Source organism: Mesomycoplasma ovipneumoniae (assembly GCF_035918255.1).
In the GTDB taxonomy this organism is placed as follows: domain Bacteria; phylum Bacillota_I; class Bacilli_A; order Mycoplasmatales; family Metamycoplasmataceae; genus Mesomycoplasma; species Mesomycoplasma ovipneumoniae_A.
The window spans coordinates 896,274-916,905 of sequence record NZ_CP142136.1 but is presented as its reverse complement, the minus strand read 5'-3'; the positions used below and the strand labels follow the sequence as shown (position 1 = coordinate 916,905).

Below are 20,632 nucleotides of genomic sequence, written 5' to 3'. Positions count from 1 at the left end.
GTAAAACCTTATTTTTTATTAATTCCGTTTAATTACATTTTTAAATTAATTTTTATGGTATAATTATAAATTATGAAAAAACAAAATTTGGTTTTATTTAATGTTTGAGGAAACTCGAAAGATAAACTATATAAATATGTTGGCTGAACACAAGGTTACGGTAAAGCTCCAAAACGGTGATTTAGTTTAGGAAATGTGCAAAATTTGGAAAAAATTAATCCAAATGCTATTCAAATTATCAAAGAAAAGTTGAAATTGTTTTCAAATTTAGATGACATGAATAAAGTCAAGATTGCTTTGCTTGATTCTATTAAAAATTCCAACATAATCGAAGGTTCGGTTTTTGTTGGCGGGGAATTAATTGAAAAACTTATTGAAAAGCACAATATTTTTGAATCACTTCCTAAAAGTAGACATAAAAATATGAAAGAAATTTTTAACTACTTAATTTCAAAACGGATCACTGATCCTGGTAGCATTATTAATGCTTTTGATAAAAAAGATGACTACTCAAATCAAATAAATACTTCCAAAAATAGTTTTTATAGACTCCTAGATCTTGTCTTTGAGTCACAAAATCAACTTTTAAATAGTGTCAACAAAATGGTAACAAGTGAACTTGGAAAAAGGGACAGTGAATTTTATTTTGACTCATCAACAGTCTATTTTGAGACATTTGAAAGAAATGGATTAAGAATTCCTGGTTATTCTAAAGATGCTAAATTCAAAGAAGACCAAATTGTCATTGGCTTAGCGTGTGATAAAAATGGTATTCCTTTTCATATTAAAGTTTTTAAAGGAAATACCGGCGATTCTAGTACATTAATCCCTTTTATTTTAGATGTTGAATCCAAATATAATATCAAAAATATGACAATAATCGCTGATCGCGGCATGTCAACAGCCGCAAATATTCGATTTCTTGAATCAAGAAACTATAATTTCATTATTTCTTATCGTGCAAAGGTAGGGACTCAAAAATTTAAAAATTATTTACTAGATCCAAGCGATTATGTTAATGTAAGTGCGGATTTTAAGTATAAAAAAGAAGAATTTTATTCATCATATAAAAATAAAAGATACACTGAAAATATTAGAAGAAGAATTATTACTTACAGTACAAAAAGAGCGATAAAAGACAGAAAAGCTCGTGAAGAGCAAATCGAAAGTTTTATTAAAAAACAAAATAAAGACGGTTTTATCGAGGTAAACAAATTGTTTGGTAAAAAACCTAAATATTTTAAGGAAATTTCAAACATGAAATTTGAATTAGATCAAAGTAAAATTGACAAAGACAAACAATTTGATGGCTACTATGTTTATGAAACAAATATACTGAATTCGAATGTCTTAGATATAGTTGAAAAATACCAAAAACAGTGGAATATTGAAGCTAATTTTAGAAGTCTAAAAGGTTTGTTGAATATTCGGCCCGTATTTTTAAGAATTGACGAGCACATTCTAGCTCATACACTTTTGTGTTTTATCTCACTAGTTATTTTAAAAACTATAATATTTAAAATCAACAAACATATTAGTGATAACAAGTTATTTGAAAACAATCAATTAACTGAAGTTGGTTTAGTAACGATGTTGCAAAAATTAAGGCAAAGGGTTGAATTTAACACTTTAGATCAGCAAATAACATTTAAAAATCGAGATGGTGTCCCTAGTGATCCGAATATTTGAAATAGGTACGATTTTTACTTTAATATCTTAATAAATAGGTAAAAAAAATTGTAATTAACTTTTAACAAAAAATTTAAAAAAGCCCCTAAAACCGGATACTTTTTTAAAATTACCTTATGAAACTGGGAAACTCAGGAAAAGCCATAAATTTGTAGATTTCTAAACGGTTAAATTTAAGGCATTCCAAGGCATTCCAAGGCATTCCAAGGCATTCCATTATATTTAAAAAAATAATGGAAAATTCGCATTTTCTGATTTTTTTATAGCAAAAAACATAACTGATTCCTCCCTAATTCAATATCAAAATTTATTAATTTATTCTTAGTTAGTGTTATTATAGCAGAATTTTTTCTTAGACCAAGCATTTTTTTTTTTTTTTGCAAAGGGTAAATTTTAAAATAATAAAAATTAAGATTTTACCCTCAAAACGCCCGTATTTATGGCTATTTTTGCATATTTGTATCCAATAAAAAGTGAATTTTTGCCATCAAACTGGGCAACTCAGGAGATCAATGTTTTAAAAATTACTTGATGATAAAATAATTTTTGAAAACAAAGGAGAAACCTTTTCCCTAGCAATTCCTTAATTTTTCCCTTTTTTCAAAAAAATCATTAAAATTCTTATAATCAAATAAAAAACATACATTTTTAGCGGTTATGTAGTATAATTTACTTTTAAATATTGAGGTTTGGTTTAATGAAAAAAGCTTTAAAAATTCTCTTTCAAACATCCACGCCAATTCTCTTAAACGTTGGAATTATTTCAGGCGCAGTTTTTTTTAGTGCAAAACAAACTCATTTAGGATCAAATTTGTTAAAAAAATCAGAGACTGCGTTGTTAAAAGAATTAAACTATTTAGCTTTAGGTGATTCCCTTAGCTCAGGTTTTGATTGAGAAAATAATCTTGACGGGCGCGGTAAAATGACTAACGGTTCAATTAGCGGGATCTCTTTTCCTGCTTTTTTTGCCAATTTTGCTCAAACTATTCAACCCAATTCTGTAAAATCTTTTAAAAATTTAGCGCTAAATAATTCCTCAATTCTAGATTGAATATATCTTCTAGATCCAAAAAATAATATTATAAGTGATAAAAATCTTTCTAATTTAAGGGTTCAAACATACAATTCTTCAAATTTTGCCGAAACAATTCGTTCAGTATTTGAAAATTTTACCGGCGATTTTTCAAACTTAAGACAAGAAATTCGAAACGCTAATTTAATTACAATTTCAATTGGTTTCAAAGACTTTCTTAATGAATTTAATAGTAATTTTTTTGACAATATTCTTTCAAGCAATACACCCCGAAATTTATACGATTCAATAACAACAAATATTAATTACGCATTTATAAAAATTAAACATAACTTGAAAAAGTTAATAACTTTAATTAAAAATATTAATCCTGAAACCTACATAAATCTAATTGGATATTATAATGAGCATCCAAAAATTGATAAATTTTTAAACGATTTGCTTAAAAATTATTTGTCAGAATTTGAACCTAATTTACTTTCAGTAAGTCGTCTAAACGATGAAATAAAAGAAGTTTCACAACAAATGGGCATTAATTTCATAAACCCATTTTTTGAAAAATCTTGAGATGAAAAATCAGGTCCATTTTTTGATACAGATTTAGATTTCAGACCTCAAATAAAAGCCAACAAACAAATAGCGCAAAATTTAATTATTTCATTAGCTTTATCCCCTACAGACCTTAATAAATCTAAAAAACTCAATGAAAATGATGAACTTTTACAAACTAATTTTTCCGCTAATAATTTAGAGTCTCAGCAAATAGATTTTGGCTCTAGCAATGAAATTTTAGAAAAAATTACTATTAATGGTTCGCTTCAAAATTTTATTAGTGAAAATTCTAGTTTTGAAGAAAAAAGCATTAAGGATCTACATACAATTTCATTTCAGCAACCAGAATCAGCAAATTACGCTAGCGCTTTGAATCAATTTGTCGGGTTTTTTGGTTCTGAACAGAGCGATTTTGCCGACTTATTTAAAGGTTTAATTAACACTTTTGGTAATAAATCTGAACCAAATTTTGAGGCATTTAATAACATTGTTGAAGTAATTTTAAAAAGTGAATTTTTCACAAATATAACACAATATGCACAAGAATTTATTGCGAATTCTTCCATCCAAAATGTTGAACAAATTGAGTCTGACGACAACTCAGAACAAGATAGTTCTGAGTTGTCTGAGTCGGATAAAACACAAACATCCCCTGATTTAATAAGTTTTTTGAAGGAAAAAGCCCTTTCTCAGGAAAATATTCTCGCACTTTTAAACGAAATTTTGTCTAGCGAATATGTTCAGAACCACAGCACTAAATCGATTAATTTATTTTATAATTTACTATTTAACCAACCGGCAATTTCTAAATTATTAGTTAGCTCAATTTCAAGTCAAGAAAATATTCAGCAAGTAATAAAAGAAGTACTTCAATTTAATTCAGTTCAAAAATTTGTCACTTTTATTTTTACAGAACTAATACAAAATAATCAAGATTATATATCAGCTAAATCTTTTGGTCAAATTTTGTATTTATTTCTCCAAAATTCAAATAATTACAATAAATCAGTAGCTTTTATTAAAAGTTTTGTAATAGAAGCACTTAAAAGACCTAATTTTTTGAGTACTATTTTTGACGCCCTATCAAGTCAATTTGGCTTTAATATTGAAAAAGAAGACATAAATTCACTTATAACTTTGATTACAAGTACTAGCGATATAATAGTTAATACTAAAACTTTTAATAATTTAATTAATTTGCTATCTAACGAAGTTATTTATGGAATAAAAAGCGGAATAAGCAATAATCCATCTGATTTTTCTTTCTTTTTTAATATTATTTCTAATTTAACCAATAAAGTTAGTGATTTTATCAAAGATAAAGACAATATTTATAATTTTTTCCAAGATATTATCTCTTTTTCTCCTTCAGCTAGACAAATAGATTCTGTTAAGTCTTTACTTGGTAAATTTTTACCATTTATTTCAAAAATTAATTTAAGCTTTATTCTTGACAAAAATTCTGAAAATTATCAGTCTTTAAATTTAATTTTTGAGTCTTTTTCAGATTTCTTAGCACAAGATAATTTTAAAGAATTAAGTGATTTAATTAGCACAATTATGGATGATTTTTTCTTGATTAATAATTATAAATATCAAAATAGTCCCGATTTATACGCCATAATTTTTAATTTATTGTCTAATAATTCCCAAAAATTAAAACCAATTTTGTATAAGTTTATTGACAAAAACCATAACAACACCAAAGTTTTAAATGCACTTAAGTCTGTTTTTGCTAAAATTTTGCCACACGAAGTTCTTGAGAAACTCGACCAAACCAATCAGACAAATTACTTTAAAAACCTAATTGACTCTATTTTTGCGGTTATTTCTGAATTAACTATCGAATATAACACCAAACTTGAACTAACGAAAAATAATGGTTTTATCGAAGAAACTGATAAAAAATCAGAAAATAATTTAGATTTTAATCACTTATTAGACAAACTTAAAAGCAAAAAGTCATAAAAAAACAACTACTATTTAAACTCAATGTAAATAGTAAACTCGTTTTTATTTAAATTGAGTTTAAAAAACAAAGATTTGAAGTTTTGAAAGAACAATAATTAAAAGCCATAAATTTGTAGATTTCTAAACGGTCAAATTTAAGGCATCCCATCATATTTAAAAATATAATGGAAAATTCGCACTGTCTGATTTTTTTAGACAAAAAACATCACTAATTCCCCCTTAATTCTAAAATCCAAATTTATTAATTATTCTTAAGTGAGTTTAATTATAACCTAAAATTTTTTTATACCAAGCATTTTTTTTTTTTTTTTGCAAAATCTTAATTTTAAAATAATAAAAATTAAGATTTTAATGTCAAAAAACCCGTATTTACGGGTATTTTTGCATGTTTATATTCAACAAAAAGTGAATTTTTGCCATCAAACTGGGAAACTCAAGACAAACTTAAAAGTAAAAAGTCATAAATTTAAAATTTTTTAATTTCAAAAAATTTTAAATTATTTTATTCATGAAAGAGACTTTTTAGTTTATTTTTTGTCATTTTTGATTTTACAAACATATCAACTTTTTCTTGTACATTTTGAAAAAAATTAAATACTTTTTCGTCAAGTTTAACGATTTTTCCTTTTTGGTCAATTATATGGCTAGTTTTGTGCTTTCTATTTTTAACAAGTCCGAAAATAGGCGCCTGAATTCCGATGTTTTTTAAAACACTTGCAATCACGTTCACTTGATTACTTGCGCCGTCAACCAAAATTAGATCGGGTTTAAGGGAGTTTTTAATTTTAAAATACTTTTCAAACCCTTGCCTCATATAGTTCGTGTCGCCCTTTTTAGACCCAGTAAAATTAAAAAAACGACTATAACTAGGCTCATATGATCCATCAATGTAGAAAATAATTCCTGTTGTTGGGAAAAGTTTTTCTGTTTTTTGCGTAGTTTTTTCGACATTTTGCACAAATGTTAAAAAAGAATTGTCTATAGCCATTATTTTGTTGGCACTTTTTATTTTAAGGTTTTGCTTAATTAATTCCAAAATTTCAAAATTTTGGACTTTATTTTGATTTTTGCCTTGACTAGCGATAAAATCAAAGTGATTTTCTTTTAAATTGTCCAAAATTTGTCTATGTTGTTTGTTTTTTGCAATTTTTAGCTTGATTTTGCTGTCAAAAAAATCAAAATATTTATCAAAGCTAAAATCAACTATCAATTTATCAGGAGAAATATTATTTTTATAGTACGAATTTAGAAAATTAACTAAAGTTTCATAAGTATTTAGAACAATTTCGAGATGAAAATGCTTGTTTGATAAAAAAATACCATTTCTGTAAAAGGCAAAACTGACAACCAAAAAGTTAGATTCAGGACTAGAAAAGCAAAGAAAATCAAGATTTTCTGCGTTATTTAGGTCGATATTTTGTTCTTGACTTCTTGCGTTTTTAAGTCCATTAATAGCATTAAAATATTCTTTTGCCAGTTCATAGTGATGATTTTGTTTGGCAGCTTCTAATTTTTCCTCAAGAAGTGCGATTTCGTTCCTTTTTTGCAGCAAATTTTTGCAAAAAAGGAACTTTTGTCGAAAAAATTCTACATCTTGATTAGAGTATTTTTCACCTTTTTCATATAAGGTTTCACTTTCAAGAAATTTTTTTAAGGCAAAGGCGTATTTTTTACTTGGAAAAGGTCCATAATAAAAGACATTTACATCATTTTTTGTTCTAGGAACTTTATAAACAAGGGAAATTTTTAATTGTTTAATTAATTCTAATTTTATATAAGGATATCCAGAGTCATCTTTTAGTTTGATATTATAAATTGGCTGATATTTGCTAATATATTCTTTTTCAAGGATTAGTGCTTCTTTTTCGTTGGCAACAATATCATATTCAATTTTCCTAATTTTTTGTATTAACAAAAAAGTTTTATAAGAATTTGTTGATCCTTTTGCATATTGATTGACTCTTGAGTGCAAATTTTTTGCTTTACCAACATATAAAAGTGAATTATTTTCATCATAAAAACGATAAACACCTGTTTTTTTAGGTAGATTTGTACTCTTAATTAGTTGGTCAAAATTTTCCATAAAGGTCCTCTAATAATAAAATTATAATTAATTTTTTAAATACTGTTATGATTTAGTAAAAATTTGATATAATTATAATTTAAACTATTGGATTAGTTGGGAGGAAGAATATGGATTTTGAATCCTACAAAAGAACGGCAGAACCTAAAATAAAACAAATCAAAAAAGTTAGCAAAATTTTTTTAGCGCTTTTTTTCGCCTTTTTTCTTGTTTTTATAGGTTTGTTGACTTATTATATAGTTCAACTTAATAGCGAAGAAGGGTTTCGGACCGAATTTGTCGAGGCAACTTGGCTTGCGATCGCATTACTTTCGGCTGTAATTGCAACAGTTTTTTTAGTTTCTTTTTTGATCGGAATTTATAAAATAAAAGCGATGAAAAAAGTTGAGAAAAACATCGAAAGTCAACTAAAAGAACTTTAAAAATTTTTAATTTAAGTTCAAAAAACCCTTGAATTTATAGTCTTTTTTATTTTTTTTAAAAAAAATGGCACTTTTTGCTTGTGAGTGCCAAAAAATATGATATACTATTTGTTGTCATAAAAGAAAAGACAAATTTTTATTTATTATTTTTTTAAATGAAAGGAAAACATAATATGGCAAAAGAAATAATTTTAGGTATTGACCTAGGAACAACAAACTCAGTTGTTTCAATTATCGAAAATCAAAAACCAATTGTTCTTGAAAATCCAAACGGAAAAAGAACAACTCCTTCTGTTGTTGCCTTTAAAAATGGTGAGGAAATTGTTGGTGATGCGGCAAAACGTCAATTAGAAACAAATCCTGAAGCAATTGCATCTATTAAAAGATTAATGGGTAGCGATAAAACCGTTCGCGCTAACGATAGAGACTATAAACCTGAAGAAATTTCAGCAAAAATTCTTGCATATTTAAAAGAATATGCTGAAAAAAAGATTGGTCACAAAGTTTCAAAAGCTGTTATCACAGTTCCTGCTTATTTTGATAATGCTCAACGTGAAGCAACAAAAAATGCCGGAAAAATTGCAGGATTAGAAGTTGCAAGAATAATTAACGAGCCAACAGCAGCTGCACTTGCATTTGGTCTTGATAAAACAGAAAAAGAAATGAAAGTGCTTGTTTATGACTTAGGTGGTGGAACTTTCGACGTTTCAGTGCTTGAATTATCTAACGGAACTTTTGAAGTTTTATCAACAAGTGGTGATAACCATTTAGGTGGTGATGACTGAGATAATCAAATTGTTGACTGAATGATTAAAAGAATTAAAGAAGAGTACGATTTTGATGCAAAAAGCGACAAAATGGCACTTACTCGTCTAAAAGAAGAAGCTGAAAAAACCAAAATTAACCTATCAAATCAAAGTGTTTCAACAATTTCCTTACCATTTTTAGGTCTAGGGAAAAATGGTCCAATTAACGTTGAACTTGAACTAAAAAGATCAGAATTTGAAAAAATGACAGCTCACCTAATTGACCGGACAAGAAAACCAATTGTTGACGCCCTAAAACAAGCTAAAATTGAGGCAAGTGAGCTTGACGAAGTTCTTCTTGTTGGTGGATCCACACGTATGCCAGCTGTTCAGACAATGATTGAACACACTTTAAATAAAAAGCCAAACCGTTCAATAAATCCTGATGAAGTTGTGGCAATTGGTGCTGCAATTCAAGGTGGAGTTCTTGCTGGTGACATTAGTGATGTTTTATTATTAGACGTTACTCCTTTAACTTTAGGAATTGAAACCTTAGGTGGAGTTTCAACCCCATTAATTCCAAGAAATACAACAATTCCGGTAACAAAATCACAAATTTTCTCAACAGCTGAGGACAATCAAACCGAAGTTACAATTTCTGTAGTTCAAGGTGAAAGACAACTTGCTGCTGACAATAAAATGTTAGGTCGCTTTAATCTTTCAGGAATCGAGCCTGCTCCTCGTGGTCTTCCACAAATTGAAGTTAGTTTTTCAATTGATGTTAACGGAATTACAACTGTTTCAGCAAAAGATAAAAAAACTGGAAAAGAACAAACAATAACAATTAAAAATACTTCAACTTTATCTGAAGAAGAAATTAACAGAATGATTCAAGAAGCCGAAGAAAACCGTGAAGCTGATGCAATCAAAAAAGATAAAATTGAAACAACAGTTCGTGCCGAAGGTCTTATTAATCAACTTGAAAAATCAATAACTGATCAAGGTGAAAAAATTGATCCTAAACAAAAAGAACTTCTTGAAAAACAAATTCAAGAACTCAAAGATCTTGTAAAAGAAGAAAAAATTGACGAACTAAAAACAAAATTAGACCAAATTGAGCAAGCAGCCCAAGCTTTTGCCCAAGCAAGCGCTCAACAAGCTAATAATGCAAGTGAAACTGATTCTCAAGATTCAAACACAATTGATGCTGAAATCAAACAAAACTAATACCTAAAATTTATGAAAAACACACTTGCTTTTTGGCAGTGTGTCTTTTTTATATTATTATTTAAGACTTTTGTTTTAAAAAGTCTTAAATTTTTATTATTTTTCCCAAAATAATAAAAAAGTTTTTAAATTTAAAAAAAAGGAAATGTCAATTTTATGGCAAAACAAGATTACTATAAAACTTTAGGAATTGACAAAAACGCAACATTATCCGATATTAAAAAAGCCTATCGAAACTTAGTTAATATTTACCACCCTGATAAAAACACAAAAAAATCAGCTGAAGAACAAAAACAAGCTGAAGAAAAATTCAAAGAAATTCAAGAAGCATACGAAATTCTTTCTGATGATTCAAAAAGAAGTCAGTATGACCGTTACGGCCATTCAGCTTTTGATCAACAAGGTGGCGGTGGTTTTTCTGGGTTTTCTGGGTTTTCAGGTTTTGATTTTTCTGATATTTTTTCAAGTTTTACTTCTGGTTTTGGTTTTGGCGGTTCGCGACGAAGTCAAAAATATAGCGGCCCTTTAAAAGGTGAAAATTTAACTGCCCGAATTTATATTAGCTTTATTGAGTCAATTTTAGGCACAAAAGTTAGCCAAAAACTTACTAAATATTCCCAGTGTGACCAGTGTAATGGCACAGGCGCAAATTCTGACTCAGACATAAAAACTTGCTCCAACTGTCATGGACAAGGAGTTCAAAACGAAATTATTAACATTCCTGGATTTGGTCGTATGCAAAACCAAACAACTTGCTCGGTGTGTTCAGGTAGTGGAAAAACTGTTACAAAAAGTTGCAAAAAGTGCCGTGGAAAAACAATAATTGAAACCAAAGAAGAAATTGAAATTTCAATTCCTGCCGGAATTAGAGACGGAATGTTCATTCGGGTTGCAGGATTTGGTGGCCCTGGTCATAAAGGTGGACCGTCTGGCGATCTTAATATTGAAATTAATGTTCGCGCGCATAAATACTTTTCAAGATCGGGAAATGACATTCATGTTGAGATGCCAGTTTCAATAATTGATATTATTAATGAAAATAAAGTTGAGGTTCCAAGTCCAACTGGAATGAAAAGTTTGCAACTTTATAGTCATTATAAGTCAGGCCAAACTGTAATTCTCGCCCGCGCAGGTGCGCCTGATCCCCAAAATCAAAGAATAATTGGGGATTTACGGGTAAAATTAGTTTTTTATGTTCCTGAATTTAATAGTCGACAAAAAAACGAACTCAACCAAGTTTTTAGCCAAATAAAAGACAAAGTCAAATCAAAATGGCTAAAAGAGTTTCAATAATTTAAAAAACAATTTATAATTTCAAATAAATTGTTTAGGGAATCAATTTTATATGTCTTTTAAAAAAATAAATATTGCAATTGACGGACCTTCAGGGGTTGGAAAATCTAGTATTGCCAAACAAATAGCACTTAAATTTAATTATTTATTTATAAATACAGGCGCACTTTATCGTGCAGTTGCCTTATTTTGTCAAAATCACAAAATTAATGCTGAAAAAGAAAGTCAAGTAACAAAAAAATGAGATCCTAATTTTTTGTTACTTGATGCAAACGGTGATGTTTGGCTTGAAAATCAAAATGTAACTGAATTGCTACGTGATGATTTAATTTCAAAAAATGCGGCAATAATCGCTCAGTATGGCAAAATTCGCGCTGATATTACCCAACTTTTACACGATTTTCAAAGAAATAACAAAGGACTTGTCGTTGAAGGTCGCGATACAACTTATAATATTATGCCAGATGCAGATTTAAAAATTTTTCTATGAGGCGATGCCCAAACGCGCGCAAAAAGGCGCTTAAAGCAAAATGCTTGTTTAAATTTGGAAACAAATTTTCCTGAGGTTCTAAAATCTATTGAGCGTCGCGATTATCTTGATATGTCACGGAAAATAAATCCACTAAAAAAAACTATTGATTCAGTTTTTATTGACACAACCAATTTTAATCAAGATGAAATTGTCGAGCAAATTTCAAAATTAGTCTTAAGAAAAATTTCGCAAATGGAAAATTAATTTCTTTTTTTACTTTATTATGAAAAATTTAGTCGCCCTTGTTGGCAAAGCAAATGTCGGAAAATCAACACTTTTTAATCGAATAGTTGGAAAAAAAATTTCAATTACCGATCCAACCCCTGGTGTTACAAGAGACCGAATTTACGAAAATGCGCGCTGAAATAGCAAGGATTTTACCTTAATTGACACAGGTGGAATTCAAATTGAAACTAAAAATTTTCAAGAACTAATCAGAATTCAACTTCAAATCGCAATTGAAGAGGCACAAATTTTAATTTGAGTTCTTGATGGAACAGCGGGAATTGATTCTGAAGATCATTTTGTCCTGAATTTATTGCGAAAATCGCAAAAAAAGATAATTTTAGTGGCAAATAAACTTGATAATTCCAAAAATTTTGATCCAAGTATTTATGAACTTGGATTTGAAAAAATTTTTGGAATTTCAGCTCTACATGGTCAAGGTGTTGGTGATCTTCTTGATTTTTTAGTTAGTAATTTTGAAAAAACTGCCAAAAACCAGCAATCTTTTTTTAAATTAGCAATCATTGGTAGACCTAATGCCGGTAAGTCTAGCCTTTTAAATCGAATTTTAGGCCAAAATCGTTCAATAATTTCTGACATTCCCGGAACCACGCGTGATTCGATTTCGGGAATGTGAAAAATAGAAGGCCAAACTTTTGAAATAATTGATACTGCTGGAATCAAAAAAAAATCTAAACTAGTAGAATCTGTTGATTTTTATGCACTTTTACGTGCTTTTCGGTCTCTTGATGATGCTGATCTTAGTTTAATTTTAATTGATGCTACACAAGATCTTCATCATTTTGACCTTAGAATTGCCGGATATGCTTGAGAAAGAAACAAGCCGATTATAATTGTTGTTAATAAATGAGACTTGATCGAGAAAAATACTTTAACTCAACAGCAATACGTTAAAAAAGTACGTGAAAAATTTAAATTTCTCGATTGAGCCCCAGTAATTTTTATTTCAGCAAAAACCGGTGAAAAAATTCATAAACTTGCCGAGCAAATTTTAGAAACTAAAAAAAATTTATCAAAAAAAATACCAACAAACCACTTAAATCAATTTTTAATGGAAATTCAGCTAATTCAACCCCACCCGAATGTCAATGGCAAAAAGGTATTTTTTAATTTTATTAGTCAAATTAGCGCTAAAATTCCGAGTTTTGTTTTTTTTGTAACTGACAAAAATTTGGTTCATTTTTCATATCAGCGCTATATTGATAACCAAATTCGAAAATATTTTGATTTTTTTGGCTGTCCAATAAAAATTATTTATAAAAATATAAAAAAAAGTGGTAAAATAAGTTAAAATTAAAGCGATTTAATAAGAATGGAGCACAAAAAATGAACAAAAAAGAACTAATTGAACAAATAGCTAACGAAACAAATTTGCCTGTGAAAAATGTTGAGCTTGTTTTAAATCAATTTTTTGGAATAACAGCTGATGTTGTAAAAAAACAAGGAAAATTAGTGATAAATTCTTTTGGAACATTCCAAGGAGTTTTTAAACCTGCCTCTTCATCTTTTAATCCGCTCACTAAAAGTCAGATTACAGTCGAAGCTAAAACAACAATAAGATTTAAACCTTCAAAAGTTTTAAAAGATTATATTGCCTAAAAAGGTTGTAAATGTTCAAAAAAAAACAAAAAAAAGGTAATGTTAAGTACAAAACTGCAAATCAAGTAATATATGGCAATGTTGTTTTACAAAAACTAAAAGAAATTAGATACGGTAAAAGAATAGCCTTATTTTTACTTCTCTTTTTTGCGGTTGTTGGTCTAATTTTAATAATTATTTTTATTGTTTTTCAATTTGCTGGAAGTGGGAATAATATCCAGGAAGTCATTTCGCGAAACTAAATGGAAAATACAAAAATTCGCAATTTTGCAATAATTGCCCATATTGATCACGGAAAATCCACACTAGCCGACCGAATTCTTGAGTTTACAAACACAGTTTCAAAGCGTGAATTAAAAGATCAGCATCTTGATTCGATGGATCTTGAAAAAGAACGAGGGATCACAATCAAACTAAATGCTGTTCAAATTCGTTATAATTCTTATATTTTTCACCTAATTGACACCCCAGGACATGTCGATTTTACTTATGAAGTTTCTCGATCACTTGCTGCAACCGAAGGTGCTTTACTTTTAGTTGATGCAAGTCAAGGAATTCAAGCCCAAACTTTAGCAAACGTTTATTTAGCGCTTGAAAATAATTTAGAAATAATTCCAATTATCAATAAAATTGACTTGCCTTCGGCAAATGTTGAAAAAGTTAAGCAAGAAATTGAATCAACAATTGGAATTTCAGCTCAAAATGCAATTCTCATTTCGGCAAAAAACGGCATCGGGATTGAAAATGTTCTTGAGGCAATTGTAAAATATATCCCACCTCCTAAATATTCAAGCGAAAAAGACCCTTTAAAAGCTTTGGTTTTTGATTCTTATTTTGATATTTATCGTGGTGTTGTAATTTTTGTTCGTGTTGTAACTGGAAAAATTAGTGTCGGAAATACTTTTAAATTTATGGCTAATAATTTAAAATTTTCCGTAATTGAGTTAGGGATTTCTAATCCTAATCAGGTCAAAAAAAATGACCTAGTTGCCGGCGAAGTTGGCTGAATTGCTGCCTCAATCCGTAATGCAAAAGATGTAAATGTTGGCGATACAATAACTTTGCTTGACAATCCGGCCAGTTCACCGCTTCCAGGTTATAAAAAAATGGTGCCGGTGATGTATACAGGATTTTATCCTATTGATTCACAACAATATAATCTTTTAAAAGACTCGCTTGAAAAAATTTCGCTTTCAGATTCGTCAATAATTTATGAGCCAGAGTCATCAAAAGCGCTTGGTTTTGGTTTTCGCATTGGGTTTTTAGGCCTTTTACATATGGAAATATTGCAAGAACGGCTTGAAAGAGAATTTAATGTCGGAATTATTGCAACAGCACCTTCTGTAGAATTTGAAATAACTCGAACTAACGGTGAGATTCAAAAAATTTCCAATCCAAGTTTGTTTCCTGAACCTAATTTTATTAGTGAAATTAGGGAACCTTTTATTTTAGCTAAAATTTTTCTTCCTGATGAATTTTTAGGGGCAATTATGGGACTTTGTCAGGATCGCCGTGGAATTTACGTTGATCTTGAATATATTGATGATTTTCGTCGCCGTTTAATTTACAAATTACCGTTAGTTGAAGTGATTTTTGACTTTTTTGATCGGCTAAAATCACTTTCAAAAGGATATGCTTCTTTTGAATATGAGCTAATTGGATTGCAACCTTCAAAATTAGTTAAGTTAGATATTTTACTTAACGGTCAAAAAATTGACGCCCTTTCAATGATAGTTCATAAAGACTTTTCTTATCCAAAAGCGCGCGATTTAACACAAAAATTAAAAGAAATAATTCCAAGACATTCATTTGAGGTGCCAGTTCAGGCCGTTATTGGCTCAAAAGTTATTGCTCGTGAGACAATTAAGGCTTATCGCAAAGATGTTACTGCCAAATTATATGGTGGCGATGTTACAAGAAGAAAAAAACTTTTAGAAAAACAAAAAGCCGGAAAAAAACGAATGAAGTCATTTGGGGTTGTCGATGTTCCTCAAGAAGCATTTTTAGCAATTTTAAAAACTAACATTAACGAAAAATAGTGTATAATTTCTACAAAAGGGGAAAAATTTAGGAAAAATATACTTGTTTTTCCTACTTTTGTGAAATTATGAAAAAAAGACAGAACTTTAATAACAACAATTACCATAAACGACCTAGTTTTACAAATTCAGCCTACCGTGAGCCTAGGTACTATAAAAACGTGCAAAATCATCCTGATAGTCAAGAAAATTTTGATGATTCAGATGAATATTTTGCCCAAAAAAAATATTATCGCCCTGAACATAAAAGTCCTCAAAGTTACTCAAACCATTTAATTGAAGAGAATTATTATCAAGCAATGGAGCAAAAAACGCTTCAACAAGAGGCAAATGCTTTTATTTCAAAAGAGGTTAGAAAAATTTTTGGACTAGAATTATTTTTTTTACCACTAAAGGCGCTTTTTTGATTCTTAGCTTTTTTAGCAATACTAATTGTTTCATTACTTTGAGTTTATGAGTATATTCCAAGTTGAAATTATGAGCAAAAATATTTACCACTTTTGATAATTCCCGGAATTATCGGCGCAATTATAATATTTTTATTTGTAAAAACCTTGTTAGACTATCGGGCAATTAAAAAATCAGTTCAATATTTCCGTTCACAGCTCAGAAATAATTCTCACAGACTCGAAATGCCACCAATGATTCCTTGATTAGTTAAAAAATTGAATCAAAAAGAGGTAAATGCAATTTGACTAGGTGCTTTTAGTTTGCTTGGAACAGCGATTTTAGGTTTAGTTTATTGAATTACTTTAAAATATTATCCAGAAAAAAATATTCAATTTTCAACTGAATTTATTATAAGTATGGTCTCAACTGGCGGATTTTTTATTTTAATGCTTATTTATGACCTATCACTTCGCCGGCGTTTATCAAATATTGAAGCAATTTTTGGCCATGTTTACCGTAAAAATATTAATATTGAATCAATCCGTTTTCGCCGTCATATGCTTTGGGCAATTTTTACAATAGTTATTTTCCTAATTTTAAGAAAAATTGCCAAAAAAAGAAAAATAATTACTTAATTAATTAAGTAACCAAAACAAAAAACATCCCTTTTGAGGATGTTTTTTGTTTAAACTAATATGAATATTAGTTTTTCCTGAGTTTCCCAGTTTGATAGCAAAAATTCACTTTCTATTGAGTATAAATACGCAAAAATAACCGTAAATCCGTGTTTTTTTGACGCTAGAATCTTAATTTTTCTTATTTTAAATTTAACCGTTTGTAAAAAAAAAAAAAAAAAAAATGTTTGGTCAAAAATAAAATTATGTTACAATAAACCTCACTAAGAATAAATTAATAAATTTTGATATTGAATTAAGGGGGACTTGATTATGTTTTTTGTCTAAAAAATCAAACATCGCGAATTTTCCATTATATTTTTAAATATGATGGAATGCCTTAAATTTACCCGTTTAGAAATCTACAAATTTATGGCTGTTGGTTATTGTTCTTTCAAAACTTCATATATTTTTTTAGGCTCAATGCAAATAAAAACGAGTTTTCTTTTTGCATTGAGTTTAAATAGTAGTTGTATTTTTTATGGTTTTTGTTATTTTATCCATAAATTGATTTTTGCCAGTGTTTTAAACTAAAAAAGGTAGTTTAAATATTTTATAATTTTGCCTTTTAAATTAAAATTTTAGCTTTTTTAGTTCGCTTTATTTGATTAATAAGTAGATTTTGCATTCATAAGTGTTAGATTTAAAATTTAGTGTTTTTGCCTTGATAGTTATTTTTCCTGGATTTGCCATAAAAAGTTAAAAAAGCGCCCAAAAAACCGGACACTTTTTAAGATCATTCATCAAACAGAGAAACTCGGTAGGATGTTTTTTATTTAAACTAATATTTATATTAGTTTTTAGCTTTGATCAAGACCAAAATATCTATCAATAAATAATTTATTAATTAATTTAGATTTGTCTTCATTTTCAACTGATTCAAAAACTGCAGCCGATTTAAGAAGGATAGCACCGCTAGTTCCGGAGAAACCAATTCCTTGGGTTGATAGTTTACCTAAAATATAATGTTGAATATCTGAAAATTTAAATGAAGAATCAAGATCTACTGTTTTTTTAACACTAAAAACAGGTTCATATGGATCGCTATTCATTGAAGAATAAAGAGTTAATTCCATTACTTTTTTAGTTGTTTCACCTGCGTCTAATAGTCGAAAAACAACAAATGAAGTTGCTTGTTTGTTGTCAAGAAAATCAGGAACACCAGGAGTAAATTTATTTTTAGATTCACTAACTTCATCAACAATAGTTCTAGTAGTAAAGCGGTTAACTTTTTCTTGTTTTTCAGTTACAGTATCAACTAAAGCTGTATGGTGATCGATTTTTTGTACTTTACTAGAATTTGCAGCACTATCATCACCAATTTGGACTTCTAAATTATTAATTTTGTCATTTTCATAATCATAACGTCTAATTTTGATACCAAAATCAATTTTTTGCTCTTCACCGTAAGAAGTGCGTGTACCAGATTTATCTACTTTTCAACCCTGCACTAAATAAAAAGGTGATTGACTGGTTGAAAAGTTTTGGGCAGATTTAAAAGCAAGAGCGAATGTTGGATTTTTAATATCATCTTTTTTTGAAGACAAATCAACTTTAAGGCCATCATGCGAAAGGAAAATTCCACCTTGCGATAAGTCTAAATAAGGTTTTAATTTCGAACTGTGCCCGCTTTGGAGAGGATTATTTTTATCATCATAGTCTTTAAATTCAAGTTTTTGGGAATCAATTGACTTAATTGAGCTAATTGGAATTTGATTTTCGTTTGGACTTGAAGTTTGACCTGCTGCGATAGTAGCTGGTCCACTATTTTCTGTAATTAATGACTCAGCATCAATAAAGAAATGTAGTTTAGTTTCTTCTTTTAAAAATTCAAAAGGTTTATTGTCTTTTAATACATTGACAATTGGAATTTTTATTTCTTTTAATTTTTCATCTCCAAGCCAAATGCTAATAGAAAGAGCAAATTTTTCATTTTCAAACCCTGTATCAAGAATTATAGAACTTGAATCTGGTAAATTAGATGCAAGTAGGTTGTCAAAAAGTTCAGAAAGTAGTTGTCCAGGTGCTTGATTTGGAGTTGGATTTGGCTGTTTTTGTGCTTCTTTTTCAGTCTCTGTTTGCTCTTTTTGTTCAGTCTCTGTTGTCTCTGTTTCTTGGAAAGAAGTTGTAGTTGCTAAAGAAGATACGCTAATTTTAGCTGGTTCTGGGTTAGTTTGTGGTTTTGTTTGAGCTACAAAGTCAAGTAAATCAAAAAGTTGTTTAGTTTCTGCTTTAATTTTTGAAAGCTCAATTTTTTTATTTTTAATATGCTCAATTGTTTGGTCAATGGTTTTTGCAAAAACTGATATTTGCTGGGTATCTTTGATTTCAAATTCTAAATTTTCAATTTTTAGACTACTTGAACCATCTTGATTTGTTTTTGTAATATTATCAAGCGCATTTTGGAAATAAGCTCCATAAACTTCATCGCTAATATCATAATTAAAATTGAAACTATATTCTAATTCATTATTAGGATTAAAATTTAGACCACCAGGGAAAGATTCGCTTGATACAAAATTTCCATTAAGAGTTAATCTAAGCGGAATTGCTTGTTTTTTAATTGGATCTGCTTGGTCTTCTTTAGATAATTCAATTTTTACTGGTTGAATTTTAAATTCAGAAATTTGGAAATTATGTAAAATTTCTGAAAAAGATTTTTTCAATTTTTCTTCACGAGTTTCAACTTTTGGAACTTCTTCGGTTTGAGGTTGCACTATTTCAGGTTCTTTATTTTCTGCTGTTGAAGCTTCTTCGTTAGCTGTTTGTGCAGGTTGAGTTGCTGTTGAATTTTCAGAATTTCCAGTAGTTTGTCCGTCACCTTCAGATGATTCTTCTTGTTGCTGAGGGGTTTTTGGGCTGTCAATTAAAGTTGAAACACTCACAGGTTGAGCTGGAGCCGCGGAGGATGTGGCAGCGCCTGATGATGAAGCAGAACCATTAGAAGCTCCAGAATCAGAAGTTGAGGCGTCAGGAGTTGAAGCTGCATTATCAGCGCTTGAACTTTCAGAGGTTACAGAATCAGGAGTTGATGTTTTAGGAACAACTTGATTTGGAGATTCAGGTTGCTTAAATCAAAAATCAAGACTAGATGGTTGGTGTTCTTTGAAAATTGATTGGTTTTTTGCTGATTCTGGCAAAGGTTTTGAAATTAAATCTAGTGGAGTTAGATTTGAGGAAGCTAAAAATTTAGCAATTTCATCGTTAAAAATGTAGTTATCTTTGAAAATTTGTGCAAATTTAGAAGCATAACTTTCGTTAATGGTTGATAAATTTTTAAATTCTAAAGCAATTTTAGATTTCTTTTTAGAATATTTTTCAACTAAAAAAAGATCTAAATTTGTTTGGCCAGTTGCATCATCAACTTTTGAAAAAAATAGTTTGCTATCTTTTAAATTAGGTTCTAAATCAAAAGCTAAAGGCAAAATCAAATCATTTGTTTGCTTATTAAAAAAGGAAACACTTCCAAATTCTGCAATAGTTTTTAATAGTGCTTGTTGATCTGAGCTAGATTTTTTGTTTTGAATAAATTTAGAATTAAACAAAATTGCAATTTCACTTGCAGTTTTGTCCTTAATTAGTTCATCATTAACAAGTTCAAGAACAACATTTACATTATCAGGATCAATTTGAGAATTTTTAACATGAGAGCTAAATTTTAGGTCAAATTTAACATTATAATTAATATTTTGCTGCTGGTTTTGGACATTAATCGCTAAATTAGATAGTGTATTATTTTCAATTTTTAAATCTTTTTTATCTTTAGGTACAAGCAATTTAAAACTAAATCCAGGGAATTTATCTTCCAAAGGTTTAAAATCAATTAAAGAGTTTAGATCAAAACTATAAGTTTTATCAAAATATAAATCAACTGCGTTTTTTGCTGTTAAAGTATCAGCAAATTGGGCTTTTAAATTTAATTGACTAACGGATTGCAAAATTTCTTGTTGATTTTGGCTATTTAAAACAAAAGATTTTGCTTCTGATTTTTGATCAGAATATTTTAAAAGTTGTTCAGATTGATTTTTGTAATAAGCATTTTTTCCAATTGGAACGGCAATTCCAACACTAATAACTGCGCTTAGAAAAACAATCGAAGAGGCAATAAGTAAATTTTTTCGTTTAATATTTTTCAT

The 20,632-nt window shown here is 29.0% G+C and carries 13 protein-coding genes; 11 read left to right on the top strand and 2 right to left on the bottom strand.

The window, feature by feature from the left end:
* The first annotated feature begins 72 nt into the window (after window positions 1–72).
* A complete protein-coding gene (locus U3G01_RS03290) occupies window positions 73–1,731 on the top strand; it encodes an IS1634 family transposase (protein WP_326564830.1) in 1,659 nt (552 codons plus the stop codon).
* A 655-nt stretch (window positions 1,732–2,386) separates the two neighbouring features.
* Window positions 2,387–5,242, top strand: a complete 2,856-nt coding sequence (locus U3G01_RS03285) for an SGNH/GDSL hydrolase family protein (RefSeq protein ID WP_255031235.1) — start codon at window positions 2,387–2,389, stop codon at window positions 5,240–5,242.
* Between the two features lie 505 nt (window positions 5,243–5,747).
* On the opposite strand, the gene U3G01_RS03280 is transcribed toward U3G01_RS03285, so the two are convergent.
* The gene (locus U3G01_RS03280; RefSeq protein ID WP_255031233.1) at window positions 5,748–7,328 is read right to left on the bottom strand and encodes a GIY-YIG nuclease family protein; all 1,581 of its coding nucleotides are present in this window, start codon (window positions 7,326–7,328) and stop codon (window positions 5,748–5,750) included.
* A 110-nt stretch (window positions 7,329–7,438) separates the two neighbouring features.
* On the opposite strand from U3G01_RS03280, the gene U3G01_RS03275 reads away from it, so the two are divergent.
* From U3G01_RS03275 to U3G01_RS03235, 9 genes are all read left to right on the top strand, one after another.
* The gene (locus U3G01_RS03275) at window positions 7,439–7,750 is read left to right on the top strand and encodes a hypothetical protein (RefSeq protein WP_255031232.1); all 312 of its coding nucleotides are present in this window, start codon (window positions 7,439–7,441) and stop codon (window positions 7,748–7,750) included.
* A 173-nt stretch (window positions 7,751–7,923) separates the two neighbouring features.
* The gene (gene dnaK, locus U3G01_RS03270; RefSeq protein ID WP_069097463.1) at window positions 7,924–9,723 is read left to right on the top strand and encodes a molecular chaperone DnaK; all 1,800 of its coding nucleotides are present in this window, start codon (window positions 7,924–7,926) and stop codon (window positions 9,721–9,723) included.
* 156 nt (window positions 9,724–9,879) lie between these two features.
* On the top strand, window positions 9,880–11,016 hold the full coding sequence (locus U3G01_RS03265) for a DnaJ C-terminal domain-containing protein (RefSeq protein ID WP_255031231.1): 1,137 nt from the start codon (window positions 9,880–9,882) through the stop codon (window positions 11,014–11,016).
* Window positions 11,017–11,068: 52 nt separating this feature from the next.
* Window positions 11,069–11,752, top strand: a complete 684-nt coding sequence (cmk, locus tag U3G01_RS03260; protein WP_255031230.1) for a (d)CMP kinase — start codon at window positions 11,069–11,071, stop codon at window positions 11,750–11,752.
* A gap of 19 nt (window positions 11,753–11,771) precedes the next feature.
* Window positions 11,772–13,085, top strand: a complete 1,314-nt coding sequence (gene der / locus U3G01_RS03255) for a ribosome biogenesis GTPase Der (RefSeq protein WP_255031228.1) — start codon at window positions 11,772–11,774, stop codon at window positions 13,083–13,085.
* A 35-nt stretch (window positions 13,086–13,120) separates the two neighbouring features.
* Window positions 13,121–13,393, top strand: coding sequence for an HU family DNA-binding protein (locus U3G01_RS03250; protein WP_010321324.1), 273 nt, complete (start codon window positions 13,121–13,123; stop codon window positions 13,391–13,393).
* Between the two features lie 11 nt (window positions 13,394–13,404).
* The gene (locus U3G01_RS03245) at window positions 13,405–13,635 is read left to right on the top strand and encodes a hypothetical protein (RefSeq protein ID WP_010321325.1); all 231 of its coding nucleotides are present in this window, start codon (window positions 13,405–13,407) and stop codon (window positions 13,633–13,635) included.
* Window positions 13,636–15,432, top strand: a complete 1,797-nt coding sequence (gene lepA / locus U3G01_RS03240; protein ID WP_255031226.1) for a translation elongation factor 4 — start codon at window positions 13,636–13,638, stop codon at window positions 15,430–15,432.
* A gap of 68 nt (window positions 15,433–15,500) precedes the next feature.
* Window positions 15,501–16,457, top strand: a complete 957-nt coding sequence (locus U3G01_RS03235; protein ID WP_255031225.1) for an MSC_0882 family membrane protein — start codon at window positions 15,501–15,503, stop codon at window positions 16,455–16,457.
* An 839-nt stretch (window positions 16,458–17,296) separates the two neighbouring features.
* Here U3G01_RS03235 and U3G01_RS03230 read toward each other — a convergent pair.
* A complete protein-coding gene (locus U3G01_RS03230) occupies window positions 17,297–20,632 on the bottom strand; it encodes a P110/LppT family adhesin N-terminal domain (RefSeq protein ID WP_255031224.1) in 3,336 nt (1,111 codons plus the stop codon).